This is a genomic window from Staphylococcus sp. NWU MK-U1, assembly GCF_033283505.1.
GTDB lineage: Bacteria > Bacillota > Bacilli > Staphylococcales > Staphylococcaceae > Staphylococcus > Staphylococcus haemolyticus.
In genome coordinates this window covers 74,569-94,718 of sequence record NZ_JAVSMG010000009.1, presented here as the reverse complement: position 1 = coordinate 94,718, position 20,150 = coordinate 74,569, and the positions used below count along the sequence as shown (strand labels likewise).

The window sequence follows — 20,150 nt, the reverse complement described above, 5'->3', positions numbered from 1 at the left end:
TCTCTACAACTATAAAAAATAGCTGTGAAAAAATCTATCGTCATAGATTTCTTCACAGCTAATCTTAGTATGTTTAAAATTATTATTTATTTTCATCTAATGCTTTATGAGAAGCATTTACGCGACCTTGTTTGTCAATTTCAGTTATTTTCACTTCAATTGAATCGCCTATACTTAATACATCCTCTACTTTATTAATACGTTCTTTTGAAATTTGAGAGATGTGTAATAAAGCATCTTTACCGGCAAACAATTCTACAAAAGCACCATACTTTTCAATACGTTTAACTTTTGCATTGTAAACTTGGCCTACTTCCGCTTCACGTGTGATATCTTCAATAATTTCACGAGCACGGTTAATCATGTCTTGATCAATTGCACCTATGAAGATTGTACCATCTTGTTCAATATCTAATTTAACACCAGTTTCATCAATGATTTCATTAATTTTCTTACCGCCTGGTCCAATTACGTCTCTAATTTTATCAGGTTTAATATGCATTATTTCCACTTTAGGAGCATAAGCACTTAATTCTTTACGTGGTTGATCAATTGTTTGTAACATGTGATCCATTATCGCTAATCGACCTTGTCGCGCTTGTTCTAGAGCTTCTTCAATGACTTCACGTGTTAAACCATCAATTTTAATGTCCATTTGTATCGCAGTTATACCTTCTTTTGTACCTGCAACTTTAAAATCCATATCCCCTAAAGCATCTTCCATACCTTGGATATCCGTAAGAATCGTATAACTATCTTCACGTGTAACTAGTCCCATTGCTATACCTGCAACAGGCGCTTTAATTGGCACACCAGCATCCATCAAAGCTAAAGTTGAACCACAAATTGATGCTTGTGAAGATGAACCGTTAGATTCTAATACTTCACTTACAATACGTACAGTGTAAGGGAATTCAGTTGTATCTGGAATAATGTATTTTAATGCTCTCTCGCCTAATGCACCATGTCCAATCTCACGACGACCAGGTGCTCTAACTGGGCCTGTCTCTCCAACAGAGAAATTAGGGAAGTTGTAATGATGCATGAATCGTTTTTCTTGTTCAGGACCTAGTCCATCAATAAGTTGATAATCACCTAATGCTCCTAATGTTAATACAGATAAAGCTTGTGTTTGTCCACGTGTAAATAAACCTGAACCATGTGCTCGTGGTAATAAACCAACTTCAGATTCAAGAGGTCTAATCTCATCTGGTTTACGTCCATCAGGTCTAATTTTTTCATCAGCGATAAGACGACGTACTTCTTCTTTAACTAAGTCATTTAAAATCGCATAAACTTCATCAATTAACAATTCATTTTCAGGATCTGCTTCGTCAACAAATTCAGTTGCAATTTCAGCTTTTAACGTATCCAAGTTTTCGTCACGTTGTTGTTTATCAAATGTTAAAACTGTTTCTTTTAAGCCTTTTTCTTCAGTAAGTGTTTTAACTCTTGAAACCAGAGCTTCATCACGTTCTACAGGTACAAATTCTTTTTTAACAGGTTGAATGTGAGCTACCACTTCTTCTTGGAATGCTACTAAACGTTTGATTTCATCATGTCCGAAGAAAATAGCTTCTAACATTTCTTTCTCAGTTATTTCACTTGCACCAGCTTCTACCATGTTTACTGCGTCTTTATGACCGGCAACTTCTAAGTCTAGACGTGAAACTTCTTTTTCCTCAACGGTAGGGTTAATTACATATTTACCATCAACATAACCTACATTAACACCAGCAATTGGTCCTTGGAAAGGAATATCTGAAACACTTAATGCCATTGAAGAGCCTATCATTGCAGCCATTTCAGGCGAACAATCTGGATCAGCGCTTAGTACTGTGTTCATAATTTGAACGTCATGTCGATATCCTTTAGGGAAAAGTGGTCGAATTGGTCTATCAATTAAACGTGCAGTTAATGTTGCTTCGTCTCCTGGACGACCTTCACGTTTTTTAAATCCTCCTGGAATTTTACCAGCAGCATACATTTTTTCTTCATAATTAACTGTTAATGGGAAAAAGTCACCATCACGCGGTTCTTTAGATGCTACAGCCGTAGATAATACAACCGTATCTCCATAACGTACTAAAACTGCACCATTAGCTTGTTTTGCTAATTGTCCTGTCTCAATCGTTAACGATCTTCCAGCCCACTCAGTTTTAAACACTTTCTTTTCTTGAGACATTATGAATCTCCTCTCTGAAATCTATTAACTACATCATATCATTTATTTTTCAAATTTTATATTAGTGATTTATATTAAACGATAAAAAAAGGAAAGTACCAAACTAAATGGTGCTTTCCTCTTAATATATAAAAATTAACGACGGATACCTAATGATTTAATTAATTCACGGTAACGTTGAATATCTTTACCACGTAAGTAGTTTAATAAGTGACGACGACGACCTACCATTTTTAATAATCCACGACGTGAATGGTGATCTTTTTTGTGTTCACGTAAGTGTTCGTTTAACGCAGCGATTTCTGCAGTTAAAACAGCGATTTGTACTTCTGGTGAACCAGTGTCAGTTTCGTGCACGCGATATTCTTTGATAATTTCATTTTTACGTTCTTGAGTGATTGCCATAATTAAATTCCTCCTAAAATTTGTATACACCTTAATCTGAGCTAGGCGTCGGAGTCTCAACCCGCCAAGATAAAGGAATAATATTTATGAATTCTATTTTCTAGAACTCAACTTTAAATATTATACGATACATCATCACCGAAATCAACTGAAAGTAAGTATTTCGCTTTTTCTTTATCATTATTCATTTGTTCAACTAATGGATCTATACCATCAAATTTAACTTCTGGTCTTAAATAATGATGCCAATAAACAATGACACGTTCACCATATATGTTGTCATTAAAATCAAATATATTAACTTCAATCACTACTTCAGCTTTAGAAGGATCGTGAAAAGTAGGTTTAACACCAACATTAGCTACACCACGATAGATTTTATTTTCAGCACCTATCGCCATACTAACAGCATAAACCCCTTTTTTAGGTAAAACATAATCATCACTTGGTTGAACATTTGCCGTAGGAAAGCCAATTGTACGTCCACGTTTCTCTCCTTGAACTACAGTGCCTTTAATTCGATAGAGATAACCTAACTGCTCATTGGCCTTTTTTAAATTCCCTTCTTTTAAAGCTTCCCTAATTGCAGTAGTAGAGATTTTTTCAGTATCCATTTCTTGTTTACCAACTATTGTAGTGCTAAATTCATCCATTTCATTTAATACGGACATGTTACCTTTTCCAAATTTACCGTAAGTAAAGTCAAAACCAGCAATCACTTCTTTAACACGATTATTAATAATATAGTCTTGAACAAACTCTTCTGCTGTTACACTCGCAAATCGTGAAGAAAAATTAATAACAATACAATAATCCACGTCGTGTTGTTCGATCATTTCAAGTTTATCTGAAAGTGGTGTTAAATAATCCGTGCGTTTACGTTCAGGATTTAACACAACAGAAGGATGAGGATCGAATGTTGTTACTGCCTTTTTTAAATTTTGCGCTGCAGCACGTTCATCCAATGCTTCAAACACTTTATGATGACCACGATGCATGCCATCAAAAAAGCCAAATGCCATCGCAACGTCTTCTTTTATCAATTGATTTTCTTGAATTGGATGGGTTACTTCTATCACTTTCATAACTTTAGACTCCTTTAATTAAATACTTTTTTAGGTTTTATTTCATGATTTTTTTCCGGATGTTGAATATAAATTGCCATTACTTTCTCCGTCTCAGAATCAATAAAGACGAGTTGTTGTTCAATCGTTTGATTAAATTGTTTTTTATTAAACTTTTGTCCATTTAATATTCTAGTTTTTATATTTTCATCAGAAACATAAATTTTCGGCAAACTTTTCAAACCATATTCTAAAGGAAATAAGTGTGATTGTAATGTGTCTTGCTCATGTAATTGAGAGATTTGATCTAATGTTATACTATCTTTAATGTCAAACCCACCTGAATTTATTCGTGTCAATAGCGACATGTGAGCTGGATACCCTAATTGTTTACCAATATCCGTTGCTAATGTGCGAATATATGTACCTTTACCACATTTAACCTCAATATTAAAATGACATTTCCCGTCTTCGAATTGAAGTTTAGAGGTGCGTGCTATCGAATCTATATTTACTTTACGAACTGGTCGTTCAACAGTTTCACCTTTTCGTGCATACTCATATAACTTTTTACCATTTACTTTAACAGATGAATACATAGGTGGAACTTGTTCTATAATTCCTTCAAATTGTTTTAAAATAGCGTCTACTTCGTTTATATTTATTGCGTTTTCTTGTACATCTACTTTATCAATAACTTCTCCTGTTTGATCTTCCGTAGTCGTACTTTCCCCTAGAGTTATGGTAGCGTTATAAGATTTTCCCATATCCATCACATAATCACTTACACGAGTGGCAGTACCAATACATACTGGCAATACCCCAGATACTTCAGGATCTAATGTCCCAGTATGACCAATTTTCTTAGTTTTTAAGATTTTTCTTAGCTTAAAGACGACATCATGACTCGTCAATCCACGCTCTTTATATACAGGTAAAATACCATTATACATTTTTTCACGTCCTTCAGTTTTAAGTACACTTATGTATCATAACTTATCTGACTTAACTTGTGTTATTTAATATAAAGTAATAACACTAATTCGTATACCATATAGCTAAATTGGTAATTTTTTAATTTGTTTAATTTTAAAAAAGAGTAGAACTGAAATTATACTAATTTCAATGTCCTACCCCTTAACTATATAGTAAATTTGCTGTAATTAAGATTATAAATATTTATCTATCTTGCTTATGCAAATCTTGAATCATTTTCTCGATTTTATTACCATACTCAATTGATTCATCATATTCAAAGAATAATTCTGGAACGATACGCAATCTCATTCTTGAACCTAATTCAGATTTAATAAATCCTTTCGCTTTGTCTAAAGCTTTAAACGTATCATTAACTTCCTTTTCGCTACCTAAGACTGTAAGGTAAACTTTTGCTTGAGATAAGTCATTTGTTAAGTCAACGTCAGTAATTGTGATAAACCCTACTCTAGGATCTTTAACTTTATTATTAACGATATCCATTATTTCTTTCTTCATTTGTTCGCCTACGCGTTCTGCTCTCATGTTACTCATTTATGTCACCTCAATATTTGATGTTACTCTTCTTTGTTATTTTATTCACTATTTAAGTTAGATTCAAACGCATTATCTTAAAGAAACAATATATTGTAATGTTCATCATTTAAAAAGGTGGACGGCTTCTCCGCGTCCACCTATACATATATTGTTAAGTATTATCTTTCGATTTCAACCATTTCAAATGCTTCGATAATGTCGCCTTCTTTAATATCATTGAATTTTTCAATTGTAATACCACATTCATAACCTTGAGCTACTTCTTTGGCATCATCTTTGAAACGTTTCAATGTATCTAATTCACCTTCGAATAGAACAATTCCGTCTCTGATAATACGAACACCTGCATTACGAGTAATCTTACCTTCAGTAACATAACTACCAGCAATTGTGCCAACTTTAGACACTTTGAATGTTTGACGTACTTCAGCTTGTCCGATAACTTGTTCTTCGAATTCAGGATCAAGTAAACCTTTCATAGCTGATTCAATTTCTTCAATAACATTATAAATAACGCGATGCAATCTCATATCAACGTTTTCAGCTTCTGCAGCACGTTTAGCACCTGCGTCTGGACGCACATTGAAACCAATAATAATACCATTTGACGCATTAGCTAATGTAACATCTGATTCATTAATAGCACCAACTGCAGTGTGAATAATACGTACATTAACGCCCTCTACATCAATTTTCATAAGAGAAGCAGCAAGTGCTTCAACAGAACCTTGAACGTCACCTTTGATAATCACGTTAAGATCTTTCATTTCACCTTGTTTCATTTGTTCAAATAAGTTGTCTAATGAAACATTTTTGCTTTCTTGACGTTGTTGGATAACGCTTGCTTCATGACGCGCTTCACCAATGCGACGTGCTTGTTTTTCGTCTTTGAAGATAACGAAGCGATCACCAGCTAATGGCACATCATTGATACCTGTAATTTCTACAGGTGTAGAAGGGCCTGCTGATTTAATTCTTTGACCTAAATCATTAACCATCGCTCTAATTCGTCCATATGTGTTACCTACAACTATTGAGTCACCGACATTTAATGTTCCGTTTTGAACTAATAGTGAAGCAGCTGGACCACGTGATTTATCTAACTCCGCTTCAATCACAGTACCTACAGCTTGTTTATCAGGATTAGCTTTTAATTCTTGGACTTCAGCTACTAAGCCAATCATTTCTAATAAATCATCAATACCTTCACCACTTAATGCTGAAAGTGGAACAAAAATTGTTTCACCGCCCCAGTCTTCAGGGATCAAACCGTACTCAGTTAATTCTTGCATAACACGGTCTGGGTTTGCAGTAGGTTTATCAATTTTATTTACAGCTACTATAGTAGGAACGTTAGCCTCTTTAGCATGGTTAATTGCCTCAATTGTTTGTGGCATTACACCATCATCAGCTGCGACTACTAAAATTGTGATGTCCGTTACTTGAGCACCACGTGCACGCATTGTAGTAAATGCTGCGTGTCCAGGTGTATCAAGGAATGTAATTTTTTTACCAGCATTTTCAATTTGATAAGCACCAATATGTTGCGTGATACCGCCTGCTTCTCCAGCTGTAACTTTAGTATGACGAATTGAATCAAGTAATGTTGTTTTACCATGGTCAACATGTCCCATAATTGTAACTACGGCTGGTCGTTCAATTGCATCTGGATCAGCTTCTTCTTCATCAAAGTAAATTGATAAATCTTCTTCATTTACAACGACTTCTTTTTCAAGTTCAACACCATAATCATCCGCAATCAATTCTAGTGTTTCTTCATCAAGTGCTTGGTTAATATTAGCAACGATGCCTAATAAGAATAATTTTTTAATAATTCCTGATGATTCAATATTTAATTTATCAGCTAACTCGCCAACTGTAATGCCTTCTTCATATGTGATTTTAGATGGCATTTCTTTTGGTTCTGCTGCCGGTTTATTATTTTTGTTACCTTTGTTGTTTTTATTATTTTTATTGTTCTTATTATTTTTGTTGTTTTTATTATTTTTGGCATTATTTTTGTTGTTATTATTGCCTTTTTGATTCGCGTTACCTTTGTTGTTCTGTTTGTTATTATTTTTAGTATTGTTATTGTTTTGTTGTTTTTGGTGATTATTTTGAGTGTTTTGTTTTGTATTGTTGTTGCTTTCTTGTGGTCTAAACTTTTTATCAAGCGTTTTAATTTGATCGTCCTCTAACGCTTGCATATGGTTTGATACTTCTACATTCATATTTTTTAACTCATCTATAATCTCTTTACTCTTAACATTTAATTCTTTCGCATATTCGTAAATTCTTTTTTTACTCATATAATCACTCCTTACAATATTCATCTATCATCGACGTAAGCTTAGTCGCAAACCCAGAGTCTATTACTCCGATGTTCACACGTTCCGACTTGCCTAAAGATTGTCCTAATTCTGCTCTTGTACTAAAGATTCTAAATGGAACATGATATGTTTCACATTTATTTTTTATATTCTTTAAAGTGTTTTCTGAGGCATCAGATGCCATGATAACAAGCTTTATATTATTTTTCTTGATTTCAGTAAGCAATACAGACTCGCCAGACTTTACTTTACGGGCTCTCATTGCTAAACCTAAAAAGTTTAAAATTTGTTCTTTGCTCATTTAGGAATCTCTTCTCTATAAATCAAACGTATAATTTCTTTATAAACAGGGTCTAGCTTCTCAGAATCTGCATTAAAATATCTTTCAAGTACGCCTTTTTCTTGGGCTGCTTCTACACTTTGAACATCTTTTGAAACATAAGCGCCTCTACCTTGTTGTTTGCCAGTACCATCAGCAAAAATGTCGCCTTCTTTATTAATAACAACGCGAATCATATCTTTTTTGGGACGCATTTCATTTGTAATAATACATTTACGCATTGGAATCTTTTTCTTCTTCACTTAATTACTCACCCCAATTATCTGCTTATACGTCTTTTTCTTCACTGTCTGCTTCTTCGATATTTTCAGAAGATTCATCGATATCTGCCGCTAATTCTGCAGTAGTTAAATTTGATTCCTCTAGATTAACATCATCAATTTCAATATCTTCATCATCTGATTCTGATAAAACGATGTCTTTAGCTAATTCTTCAGAATCAATTACAGGATAAATTCCCGCTTCACGAGCATCAGTTTCTGATTTAATATCAATTTTCCATCCAGTCAATTTTGCAGCTAATCGAGCATTTTGACCTCTCTTACCAATAGCTAGTGACAATTGATAGTCAGGAACTACAACAACAGTAGATTGATTGTCTTCGTCAACGATAACTTCCAATACTTGTGAAGGACTTAAAGCATTACGTACAAATACTTTAGGATCTTCATTCCATTGAACGATGTCGATTTTTTCTCCACCAAGTTCTTCAACTACAGCTTCAACTCGAGCACCTTTTGCACCAACACATGCGCCTACCGCATCGATGTCTGGATTATCAGAATAAACACTAATCTTAGAACGATCACCAGCTTCACGTGCTACTGATTTCACAATAACAGTTCCATCATAAATTTCAGGAACTTCTTGCTCAAATAAACGTTTTAACAAGCCTGGATGACTTCTAGAAACGTAAATTTGTGGTCCCTTAGTTGTTTGTTCCACTTTGTTAACATAGACTTTGATACGTTCGTTAGGAATATATTTTTCGTTAGGACTTCTTTCAGCTTCAGATAAGACTGCTTCAATTCTACCTAAGTTAACATAAACGTAACGATGGTCAACTCTATCGATAACACCTGTTAAAATATCATCTTCTTTATCAATAAATTCAGTATAAAGAATTTCTCTTTCAGCATCTCTTAGTCTTTGCATTACTGCTTGTTTAGCAGCTTGTGCACCAACACGACCAAAATCTTTTGGTGTAACATCTTCTTCGTAGATATCACCAACTTCATATGCTGGATTTTTAACTAATGCTGTACTTAAATCTACTTCGTCTCTGTCATCAAATACTTCTTCTACAACTTCTTTACGTGCTATAACTTTAAAAGTACCTTCGTCCATATTTAATTCCACACGTACGTTTCTAGCACTATCATAGTTCTTTTTATATGCAGTTATTAAAGCTGCTTCAATTGCATCAATTAATACTTCTCTAGGGATTTTCTTTTCTTTTTCTAAATATTCAGTTGCTAATAAAAGTTCATTACTTGCCACAATTATTCCTCCTCATCACGTTAAATCATTACAGCGTGACGTGCTTTTGCAATTTTATTTCTTGGTATTTCAATTTGTTTTGTTTTAGCTTTTTCTTTAACTTCCATCGTGATTGTGTCATCATCAACAGCTTTTAAAATTCCAAGCCACTCTTTATCGCCTTCGATTGGCGCATATAATGATACAAATACTGGTTTATCAATTGCATTGTGATAATCTTTTTCTTTTTTAATTGGACGTTCCGCACCTGGTGATGCTACGTCTAAGTAGTACATATCTGGAATTGGATCATTCTCATCCATTGCCTCGCTGATTTTTTCAGAAGCAAGTGTGCAATCATTTAAATCGACACCGCCCTCTTTATCAATAGAAATTCTTAAGAAATGATCTTTCCCCTCTTTAGTGTATTCAACTTCAACTAATTCAAAATTCAATTCGTCTAAAATAGGAGTTATGATTGTTTCTACTTCCTCAGTGATTTTACTCATACAGGCCTCCTTTTTCGGCAAATAGAAAAGAGCGGGTATATGCCCACTCTTTCTGCCTGAGTCTAATTTTTTACGCACGTTAAGTATATCACACTTTAATTTCTTAAACAAATGTCTATCTCTTGCGTCACATAGACTAATAAAATACTTTTGAGCTTGGAATATAAATTACATATCAAAAATAGACAATTGTGCCTTATCTGGAAGATTAGGTAAAGAACCTAAATCATCAAGATACTCAATTATTTTTTGAGATAATCCAGCCTTTTTATTTAAATCTTCTTTAGATAGGAATGGACCATCTTCTCGCGCTTCAACAATACGTTTAGCAACATTCTCTCCTAGTCCAGGTACAGAAATAAATGGAGGAATTAAAGTATCTCCTTCAATAATAAAGTCAAATGCCTGACTTTTCTCTAGACTAATCGGTTGCATACGGAATCCGCGGTGAGCCATTTCATTCATAATTTCTAAGACAGTAAGAACGTCTTTTTCTTTTTTACCGAGGTCCATGTATCTTGAATACATATCTTTGACTGTATTCTTTATGCTTTCTTTGTCTTTAATCATAGTAATCAAATCAAAGTCTGATGCACGAATTGTGAAATAAGATGCATAATAATAAAGCGGATGATGTACTTTAAAATATGCAATTCTCACTGCCATTAGTACATATGCGGCCGCGTGGGCTTTAGGGAACATGTACTTAATTTTCAAACAAGAATCTAAATACCAATCTGGTACATCATTTTCTTTCATAGCATCTATCATTTCTTCAGTTAAACCTTTACCTTTACGCACTGATTCCATTGTTTTGAAGGCCATTGAGGGTTCTAATCCTGCATACATTAAATAAACCATGATATCATCACGACAACCTATAACGCTTGATAAATCACAAATACCTGAACGAATCAATTCTTGTGCATTACCTAACCAAACATCAGTACCATGAGATAATCCTGATATTTGTACAAGTTCTGAAAAAGTTGTTGGTTTCGTATCTTCTAACATTTGTCTCACAAATCCTGTACCAAATTCAGGTACACCGAAAGTTCCAGTCTTACAAAGTATCTCCTCTTCAGTTACACCTAATGACTCAGGACTACTAAAGATTTGCATTGTCTCTTTATCATCTACTGGAATGGTCTTAGGATCTATACCAGATAAATCTTGTAACATACGAATCATTGTAGGATCATCATGTCCTAAGATATCAAGTTTTAAGACATTATCATGGATGGAATGGAAGTCGAAATGCGTTGTCATCCAAGAAGCGCTTTGATCATCTGCAGGATATTGTATCGGGGTAAAATCATAAATATCCATGTAATCAGGAACTACTATAATCCCACCTGGATGTTGTCCTGTTGTACGTTTTACACCTGTACATCCTTTAACCAAGCGATCGATTTCCGCACCACGTTTATGGATACCTTGATCATTTAAATAGCCTTTAACATATCCAAACGCCGTTTTTTCGGCAACTGTACCTATTGTCCCTGCACGGAAAACCTTGTCTTCCCCGAAAAGCACTTTAGTATAGTTATGAGCGTTTGGTTGGTACTCACCACTAAAGTTCAAGTCAATATCAGGAACTTTATCTCCCTTAAATCCTAAGAATGTTTCAAATGGTATGTCTTGTCCTTCTTTAATAAGTTCAGCACCACAAGTGCTACATTGTTTATCAGGTAAGTCAAACCCTGAACCTACAGACCCATCATCAAAAAATTCACTCGTTTTACAGTTAGGACAAATGTAATGAGGTGGCAATGGATTAACTTCAGTTATTTCAGTCATTGTTGCAACAAAACTAGATCCAACCGAACCACGCGAACCAACTAAATATCCATCATCTAGAGATTTTTTAACAAGACGTTGTGAAATTAAATAGATAACCGAGAAACCATTTCCAATGATACTTGCTAGTTCTTTTTCAAGACGATCGATTACGATTTGTGGTAAATCTTCACCGTATAATTTTTTGGCATTCGTGTAGCTTAGTTCACGAATTTCTTCATTAGCTCCATCCATACGTGGCGTAAACAATTGATCTTTAATTGGAATAACTTTATCAATTCGGTCCGCTAATACATTTGTGTTTTTAACAACTATTTCATGTGCCTTTTCTTCACCTAAAAAGTGAAACTCATCTAACATCTCATCTGTCGTTCTAAAATGCGCTTCTGGTAAAGTTGAGCGATTCAAAGGATTACCAGGTTGAGATGCGATTAAGATTTTACGAGCAATTGCGTCATGTTCATATAAATAATGCGCATTTCCTGTCGCTATTACTGGAATACCTGTACTTTCTCCAGCTTTTAATATACGTTCATAAATTTCATAAAGTGTTTCAGTATCTCTAATGAGTTCTCTATCAATAAGATCTTGATAAAGTTTAGGTGGTTGTACTTCAATAAAATCATAATATTTAGCGATTTTTTTAACTTCCGATTGGTCTCTCTGCATTACAGCAGTAAATAATTCACCTTCATCACAAGCTGTTCCAACTAGTATGCCTTCACGGTATTCATTTAATAATGAACGTGGAATTCTAGGAGTTCGATAATAGTATTTAACTAATGAGGCACTTACAATTTTAAATAAGTTCTTTAAGCCTTCCTGTGTTTGAACAATTAATGTCACATGTGTCGGACGTGCACGTTTATATGCATCCTCATTAGACAGTTTTTGATTAATATCTTTATGATTTGTAACTCCTAACTCTTTCATTTGCTGAACCATCTTAATGAAGATATACGCTGTAGCCTCAGTATCATAAATGGCTCTATGGTGTTGAGTTAATTCTACACCATACTTTTTCGCTAAAAAGTTTAATCCGTGTTTACCATATTCAGTATTTATCGTACGTGAAAGTTCTAAAGTATCTATAACACCATTCGTTGATGGCCCAAAGCCAAGTCTTTCATAGCCAGTGTCAATAAAGCCCATATCAAATGATGCATTATGTGCTACAAATATAGCATCCCCAACCCACTCTTTAAATTCAGTCAATACTTCTTCAATCTCAGGGGCATCAGTCAACATATCATCAGTAATGTGAGTTAAATTAATGATTGTTTCTGATAATTTTTCGTGTGGATTACTGAATCGTTCAAATTTATCAATAATTTCCCCGTCTTTAACTTTAACGGCGGCCAATTCTATAATTTGATCGTATTGGTTTGAAAGTCCAGTTGTTTCAACGTCAAATACAACATAAGTTGCTTCTTTAAGATCTCGATCTGTTGGTTTGTAAGCAATAGGTACTCCGTCATCTACGAGCATACCTTCCATACCATAAATCATTTTAATACCATTTTTTTCAGCGGCACCATGAGCATCAGGAAAGGCTTGAACGACATTATGATCTGTAACTGCTATCGCTTTATGTCCCCATTTTGCAGCTTGATTAACATATGCACTTATATTAGGAATACCATCCATTTGACTCATTGATGTATGTAAATGAAACTCTACACGCTTTTCTTCAGCTTTATCTTGCTTAGGTGTCTTTTTGATTTCTTCTATATCAGTCATCATCATTACTAAATCTCTTACAAACGTGTCTTCTTCAATACGTCCTTGAGCGCGTACCCATTTACCTACGCTTAATGCCTTAAAATGATCTAAATCATCTTTATTTTTTCTTGTAAACATCTTAAGTACAAGAGAATCTGTGTAGTCTGTGACTTTTAACTCAACAATATGACGACCACTCTTTAATTCTTTTAGGTTAATATCAAATATAACCCCTTCAATCGCTACTTTGAACTCTTCTTCAATGATTGATTCAATTGGTTTTATATTATCAACTTGTATCGGTTTACCAATTTGACACTTATCAACATTACTTTCATTGTTATCTTGTTGTTTGGCTTTTTCTGCTTTGATTTTTTCAATTTTTTCAGTAGCTTCACGAGCACTTTTTTCATCTTCTTCTTGAATATGAGCTTCTAATGAAGCTAAATCATCATAAGAACTTGAGTCGTCCGTTTCAAAAACAACTTTATCAATATCAAAACCACATTTACGAAAAGCTTTTACTAAGCTACCATTACATACTTTGTCAAAGTGATTTCTTTCGATGTCATTAGAGGTCATTACTTTCAACACATTACCAGACATAATTAAACGCTTCTGTTTAAGTTGACCTTTTACTTTAGGTGAAAGTGCAGTATGTTCTATACAATGACCAAAATATTTGATAGCATGCTCATCTTGATTACTTGTATCTTGAATTGTAAAATGCCAATCAACTTTGGCAATTTCTTTAAATTCTTCAGTAATCGCATTAGTGAATATTAAATAATCTTCATGTGATAGAAAATATGGCAATGTAATTTGAAATTCCCACGTTCTATTTTTATTTGACACATCTACTCGCGTTAATTCACCTTTTTCAATGATTGTTTGATCTAGTTGATTGGAAACTTTAATCTGGTCAGCGAGTACTTTGAATTTTTCTTGATTCGTCATTGCCATGACAGATAACCACCCTTATATCTAACTAATTTCTCAATTATATGTATACGCAACGTGTTATGATCTAACTGCAAACTTGATATCCATTATACTACTTTGTTATGTGCTTTTCATATGTTTCGTTTTAAAATTTTTAGTAAAAAAAGAGGTTTAGACAAATATGAAATTGTCTTAACCTCATTTAACATTGTGCATTGAATATTCATGTTGAACAAGTAAAATCAAGTACATTCATCAAATTCAACTAAGTCATAGCAAATTATAAATTACTATAAAGTGTAGCGATATGAGTGTTTAAATCGTTAATATGAACATCTTCGCTTTCACCAGTTTGACGTACTTTAACTTCAACGATACCCTCACTAGCATTTTTACCAACTACAATTCTTATTGGAAGACCGATTAAATCTGCATCATTAAATTTAACGCCAGCTCGATCTTTACGATCATCATAAAGTACATCATATTGTTGTTGTAATTCTTTATACAATTGATCACCTAATTCTAGTTGTTCATCCTTTTTAGGATTAATAGTAATTAGATGTAAATCAAATGGTGTAACTGATTTAGGCCAAATAATACCATTTTCATCATTATTTTGTTCAACAATGGCACTTAGCGTTCTTGAAACGCCTATTCCATAGCACCCCATGATTAATGGCTTAGCTTTACCTTGGTTATCTAAGAATGTTGCGCTCATTGCTTCTGAGTATTTAGTTCCTAACTTAAATACTTGACCTACTTCAATGCCTTCAGCAAATTTCGCTTCACCAGAGCCATCGCTTAATGGTTCTCCTTCTAAGATAAAACGGAAATCTCCAAACCCATCTACCTTGAAATCTCGATCTAAATTAGCGTTAATATAGTGGAATCCATCCTCATTAGCACCAACGACTAAATTATTTAAATCTTTGACATAATTATCTGCAAAAATTCTAATATCTTTATCTTGAACTGGTCCCAGTGAACCAGGATTAGCACCTAATAAATTAACAATCTCGTCTTGTGTGGCCATTTCAACGTTATCTGTTTCAAAGAATGCTTTTACTTTGACATCATTTAATTCATGATGACCACGTATTAAGAACATAATGAATTCTCCATCAATTTTAAATATCATTGATTTAACAATTTCATCAACCGGACGGTTTAAAAAATCAGCTAATTCTTGAGCAGTTTTAACATTAGGTGTTTCAATCTTTTCTAATTCTGCTACTTCTGTATGCTTTTCATTTGGATGATAAACGACTTCCGCTTTTTCAATATTAGCTGCATAATCACTTTGTTCACTATAAACGATAGTATCTTCACCAATTTCACTTAAGGCCATGAATTCGTGTGTGTGGTTACCGCCAATTGCACCTGAGTCTGCAACCACTGGTCGAGCATTGATGCCAACACGTTTGAATATACGGTCGTAAGCATTGTACATATCTTGATATGTTTCATCTAACGATGCTTCATCAGCATGGAATGAATACGCATCTTTCATAATAAATTCTCTACCTCTTAGCAAACCAAAGCGTGGACGTTTCTCATCTCGAAATTTAGATTGTATTTGGAATAACGTTAAAGGCAATTGTTTATAAGATTTAAGTTCATCTCTAACGATAGAAGTTACTACTTCCTCATGTGTAGGACCTAAAGCAAATTCACGTCCATTACGATCTTTTAAGCGCATTAACTCTGGACCGTAAGCACCCCAACGACCTGATTCTTCCCAAAGTTCAGCTTGTTGAAGTGCAGGCATTAAAATTTCAACGGCATCAATGCTTTCCATTTCTTCACGGATGATTTTAGAAATATTATTTAACACACGAGATGCTAATGGTAAATAGCTATAAATACCACTTGTACTTTGTTTGATTAATCCTGCTTTTAATAATAATTGGTGACTCAATGCTTCTGCTTCAGCAGGGACATCTCTCCTAGTTGGTATGAAAACTTTCGATTGTTTCATCACTTAATCCTCCTTATTCTACAAGAAATAACGTTGTATATCGTTCCAAGTTACTAGAACCATTATAATTAAGACAAAAATAGCACCAGCAGCTATTATAATTGTTTCTGCTTTTTTATTAACTGGTCTTCTGAAAATTGCTTCATAGATAACAAATAAAATTCGACCACCATCAAGTGCTGGAATTGGCAATAAGTTCATTATACCTAAGTTAACACTTAATAGTGCAGTGTAGTACGTTAAAGCAATGATACCCTGTTTAACTACAGAGTCAACATTATGATAAATACCCACTGGACCATTTAACATATCAAATGAGAATTGACCTGTGAATATACTTGCAATCATTGTTCCTACAGCTTTAAAGATTAATGTACTGGCACTAACAAACTGATCAAATCCTAGCGCGATTGGTTTTATTAAAGTATGTTCTTTCTGAGGTTGGAAACCTAAAATGTACGTCGTCTCAGAATTTAATTTAGTTTGCTTAATAACTTGCTTTTTAGGAGTTATGTCCACTGTCTTTGTTTGATTATCTCTTTCAAATTTTATCGTTGTTTTATTATCTTTAATTTTATTTGCTGCAGACTGAATGTCATCAAAACTCTTTGTTTTATATTGACCTACTTGAACGATTTTATCTCCGGATTTTAATCCTGCTTGTTGTGCTGGATAATTATCAGCTAACTGCCCCACTGAGGTAGTAGGTGTTCCTTGGAAATAAGCTAATGCGATAAATAATATTAAGGCTAATATAAAGTTAAATAATGGTCCTGCAAATAACGTTAAAAATTTGGGTAAAGGTTTCTTATGTGCAAATTGTCGATGTCGTGGAGCGATTTGAATTAAACTACCATTCTCAACAAAATATGCTTTTTCAGCAATATTAAAATGATGTCGCTCATTATCATATGAAGTAATACCTTCAATGAACAAATCATCCTTGAAGTCACATTGTTTAACTTCAATTGCTTCTATCTTTTGAAATTTATGCTGATCATCTAAAATTATGTGCGTAATCTCATCTTTATCATTAAGTTTTACTTTAACATTCATACCTGGTTCAACTGGTGGCTCTTCTAAACCGTCTCCAGCCATTCTCACATAACCACCTACAGGTAATAAACGGATGGTATACAAAGTTTCGTTCTTACGGAAACTAAATATTTTTGGTCCCATACCTATCGCGAATTCAGGACACATTATTCCAGCACGCTTAGCAAAGAACATGTGACCATATTCATGTACCGTAACAAGTACACCAAACACGATCATAAATGAGACAATAGTGATTAAATAGCTCACATGATACACCTCAATTAAATTAAATTTCTACTTTTTCATTCGAACGATGTAGATTATCTATGATTTGGTTAAATTATTCAAGAATTTTACTTTTAATAAAAGGAGTTAAGAATTACATCATCTACTATGTCTAGTCGAATGTGCACTCAATAACTCCTCAATTATAGCACTATACATTTTTCATATATAAATAAAACATTAAAATCGCACTACATTTGTATTAATAAAATGTTGAGTAATGGTAAAACAAACATGAAACTATCAAATCGGTCTAATATACCACCGTGCCCCGGTAAAATTCTACCAGAATCCTTAACACCAAAATGACGTTTAAATCCTGATTCAACTAAATCTCCAAGTTGACCAAAGATACTCAAGATGATGGTTACTAATAATAGTAACCAAATATTTAAGTTGAAATCAACAAAGAACAACATAACAATTGGCACAATTAAACTACAAATTAATCCGCCAATAAAACCTTCAATAGTTTTGTTCGGACTAATTACTGGCCATAATTTATGTTTACCCATTAGTCGACCGAAAATATAAGCACCTGTATCTGTTAACCACACCACTAAGAATGCATAAAGTATGTAATGTAAGCCATCTGAACGTGTTGCATAGAAATACATAAATCCAATACCGACATATGCAACTGACATAAGACAGAAAGCAGCATCCATAAAACTAAATCTGTTTTTTGACAGTACAGTATAACTTAGTAAAATAAAACTCATTGCGATTAAACTTTTTAATTGAATGTCACTAACCCAGTCACCTGCTGATTGAGGTAACATAATAATAATTAATGCTAAAGCACTAAAAATACCAGGGACTGAAATTAATTTAATCATATTCATATTTAAAAGTTCTTTTAATGCAATTAAAGCTAGTAAGTACGCAAACAACATTAACGTTGTACCACCCATCAATAGAATGGGTAGAAAAATTAACAATGCTATAATTGCGGTTAAAGTTCTAACTTTCATACGCTACTCCTTACTTAACCCTCCAAAGCGTCTTTGGCGAGATTGATATATTTTTAAGCAATTTTTAAATTCTTCACCGTCAAAGTCTGGCCACAATTTCTCATTGAATATAAATTCACTATAAGAAGACTGCCAAATAAGGAAATTACTAATACGTTGTTCACCAGAAGTGCGAATTAATAACTCAGGATCTGGGTATGAATGTGTCATTAAATGCTTGTTAATCATTGATTCATCAATATCTTTACTGTCTTGACCATTGCATTGAAGTTCATCATAAATTGATTTCATACTTTGAACAATTTCAGCTCGTCCACCATAATTGATGGCAAATATTAATTTCAGACCTGTATTATTTTTTGTTTTTTCTTTTGCATGTTCTATTGCTTCAATCGTCGATTTAGGAACTGCATCTAGAAAACCAATCGTTTCTATTTGAACATTTTTTTCAATGAGTTCGGGTAAAAATGTTTTTAAAAAATTAACAGGCAAATTCATGATATAATTAACTTCATTTTCAGGTCTAGACCAATTTTCAGTTGAAAAAGCGTATAGTGTTAAGTATTTAATACCCAAATCACTTGCTTCTCGCGTTACAGTTTTAATGGTTTGCATACCTTCGTAATGTCCTTTAATTCTAGGCATTTTACGCTTTTTGGCCCAACGTCCATTTCCGTCCATGATAATCGCTACATGTTCAGGTAAATTATGTAAATCTAAATCATCGTTATGACTGATTTTAGTCTTATTTCTTTTTATTAGCTTTTTAAACATGGTCTTTCCTCCGAGCCTGATCATCTCTATTATATTATATTAGTTATTTAAGAAATCATCTATCATTTTATCATACTCGATAATGGCATTGAATAAGCAAATGAAAAAACTGTACCAAAGTCTGAATTGGCACAGTTTAGACTAAAATAATTTATAGTAATGTAGAAAGTATATTTATAATAATACTTACACATTATTAAATGAATTAATTTATTGTCGAACTAATTAAACAGACATAATGTCTTTTTCTTTGTCCTCTACTAATTGATCAATTTCTTTAATAGAATTATCTGTAGCTTTTTGAACATCTTCTGTTTGACTTCTTAAATCATCTTCAGTAATGTCACCATTTTTTTCATCTTTTTTCAATTGATCATTAATATCACGACGGATGTTACGGATAGATACTTTCGCATCTTCACCAATTTTCTTAACGTTTTTCACTAATTCTTTACGACGTTCTTCTGTTAAAGCTGGGACAGTGATACGAATAACTTCACCATCACTTGTAGGATTTACACCTAAATTTGCTGCATAAATTGCTTTTTCAATATCAGCTACTGAAGATTTATCATAAGGAGAAATAACTAATAAACGTGCTTCAGGCACATTGATGCTCGCTAATTGTTGAACTGGTGTTGGTGCACCATAATAGTCAACAGTTACGCCACTTAATAAATTTGAATTTGCTCTTCCAGCACTGATATTTGCTAATTCTCTTGATAAATTATCGATAGATTTGCTCATTCTAGCTTTAGTGTCTTGAATTATGTCACTCATATTGTTTAC

The 20,150-nt window shown here is 33.5% G+C and carries 16 protein-coding genes; all 16 read right to left on the bottom strand.

Going from position 1 to position 20,150, the window contains the following annotated elements:
- Window positions 1-82: 82 nt before the first annotated feature.
- Complete coding sequence (gene pnp / locus SBL16_RS10970) at window positions 83-2,185, bottom strand: polyribonucleotide nucleotidyltransferase (protein WP_053017094.1); 2,103 nt, start codon at window positions 2,183-2,185, stop codon at window positions 83-85.
- A gap of 135 nt (window positions 2,186-2,320) precedes the next feature.
- A complete protein-coding gene (gene rpsO / locus SBL16_RS10965) occupies window positions 2,321-2,590 on the bottom strand; it encodes a 30S ribosomal protein S15 (protein WP_011275926.1) in 270 nt (89 codons plus the stop codon).
- Window positions 2,591-2,703: 113 nt separating this feature from the next.
- Window positions 2,704-3,675: a riboflavin biosynthesis protein RibF gene (ribF, locus tag SBL16_RS10960; protein ID WP_037537305.1), complete on the bottom strand. Its 972-nt coding sequence runs from the start codon at window positions 3,673-3,675 to the stop codon at window positions 2,704-2,706.
- A 14-nt stretch (window positions 3,676-3,689) separates the two neighbouring features.
- Window positions 3,690-4,607 (bottom strand): tRNA pseudouridine(55) synthase TruB, encoded by a 918-nt coding sequence (gene truB, locus SBL16_RS10955; RefSeq protein ID WP_107613548.1) that lies wholly within the window; start codon window positions 4,605-4,607, stop codon window positions 3,690-3,692.
- A gap of 226 nt (window positions 4,608-4,833) precedes the next feature.
- A complete protein-coding gene (gene rbfA / locus SBL16_RS10950; protein ID WP_037551622.1) occupies window positions 4,834-5,184 on the bottom strand; it encodes a 30S ribosome-binding factor RbfA in 351 nt (116 codons plus the stop codon).
- A 161-nt stretch (window positions 5,185-5,345) separates the two neighbouring features.
- Entirely contained in the window at window positions 5,346-7,496 is a 2,151-nt protein-coding gene (gene infB, locus SBL16_RS10945) for a translation initiation factor IF-2 (protein ID WP_037537311.1), read from the bottom strand.
- A gap of 4 nt (window positions 7,497-7,500) precedes the next feature.
- Window positions 7,501-7,818: a YlxQ family RNA-binding protein gene (locus SBL16_RS10940; RefSeq protein ID WP_037537314.1), complete on the bottom strand. Its 318-nt coding sequence runs from the start codon at window positions 7,816-7,818 to the stop codon at window positions 7,501-7,503.
- Window positions 7,815-8,099 carry an RNase P modulator RnpM gene (rnpM, locus tag SBL16_RS10935; RefSeq protein ID WP_011275933.1) on the bottom strand — a complete coding sequence of 95 codons (285 nt, stop codon included), beginning with the start codon at window positions 8,097-8,099 and terminating at the stop codon, window positions 7,815-7,817. The genes SBL16_RS10940 and rnpM overlap by 4 nt, the downstream gene beginning before the upstream one ends.
- Before the next feature lie 25 nt (window positions 8,100-8,124).
- Entirely contained in the window at window positions 8,125-9,357 is a 1,233-nt protein-coding gene (gene nusA, locus SBL16_RS10930; protein ID WP_107611445.1) for a transcription termination factor NusA, read from the bottom strand.
- Window positions 9,358-9,377: 20 nt separating this feature from the next.
- The gene (gene rimP, locus SBL16_RS10925; protein WP_037537317.1) at window positions 9,378-9,845 is read right to left on the bottom strand and encodes a ribosome maturation factor RimP; all 468 of its coding nucleotides are present in this window, start codon (window positions 9,843-9,845) and stop codon (window positions 9,378-9,380) included.
- Between the two features lie 168 nt (window positions 9,846-10,013).
- Window positions 10,014-14,330, bottom strand: coding sequence for a PolC-type DNA polymerase III (locus SBL16_RS10920; protein ID WP_317954074.1), 4,317 nt, complete (start codon window positions 14,328-14,330; stop codon window positions 10,014-10,016).
- 259 nt (window positions 14,331-14,589) lie between these two features.
- Complete coding sequence (locus SBL16_RS10915) at window positions 14,590-16,290, bottom strand: proline--tRNA ligase (RefSeq protein WP_107611443.1); 1,701 nt, start codon at window positions 16,288-16,290, stop codon at window positions 14,590-14,592.
- A gap of 18 nt (window positions 16,291-16,308) precedes the next feature.
- The gene (rseP, locus tag SBL16_RS10910) at window positions 16,309-17,595 is read right to left on the bottom strand and encodes an RIP metalloprotease RseP (protein ID WP_107611442.1); all 1,287 of its coding nucleotides are present in this window, start codon (window positions 17,593-17,595) and stop codon (window positions 16,309-16,311) included.
- A gap of 209 nt (window positions 17,596-17,804) precedes the next feature.
- Complete coding sequence (locus SBL16_RS10905) at window positions 17,805-18,587, bottom strand: phosphatidate cytidylyltransferase (protein ID WP_037537321.1); 783 nt, start codon at window positions 18,585-18,587, stop codon at window positions 17,805-17,807.
- Window positions 18,588-18,590: 3 nt separating this feature from the next.
- Window positions 18,591-19,361, bottom strand: coding sequence for an isoprenyl transferase (locus tag SBL16_RS10900; RefSeq protein ID WP_053017087.1), 771 nt, complete (start codon window positions 19,359-19,361; stop codon window positions 18,591-18,593).
- 225 nt (window positions 19,362-19,586) lie between these two features.
- The gene (frr, locus tag SBL16_RS10895; RefSeq protein WP_011275941.1) at window positions 19,587-20,141 is read right to left on the bottom strand and encodes a ribosome recycling factor; all 555 of its coding nucleotides are present in this window, start codon (window positions 20,139-20,141) and stop codon (window positions 19,587-19,589) included.
- Window positions 20,142-20,150 lie beyond the last annotated feature (9 nt).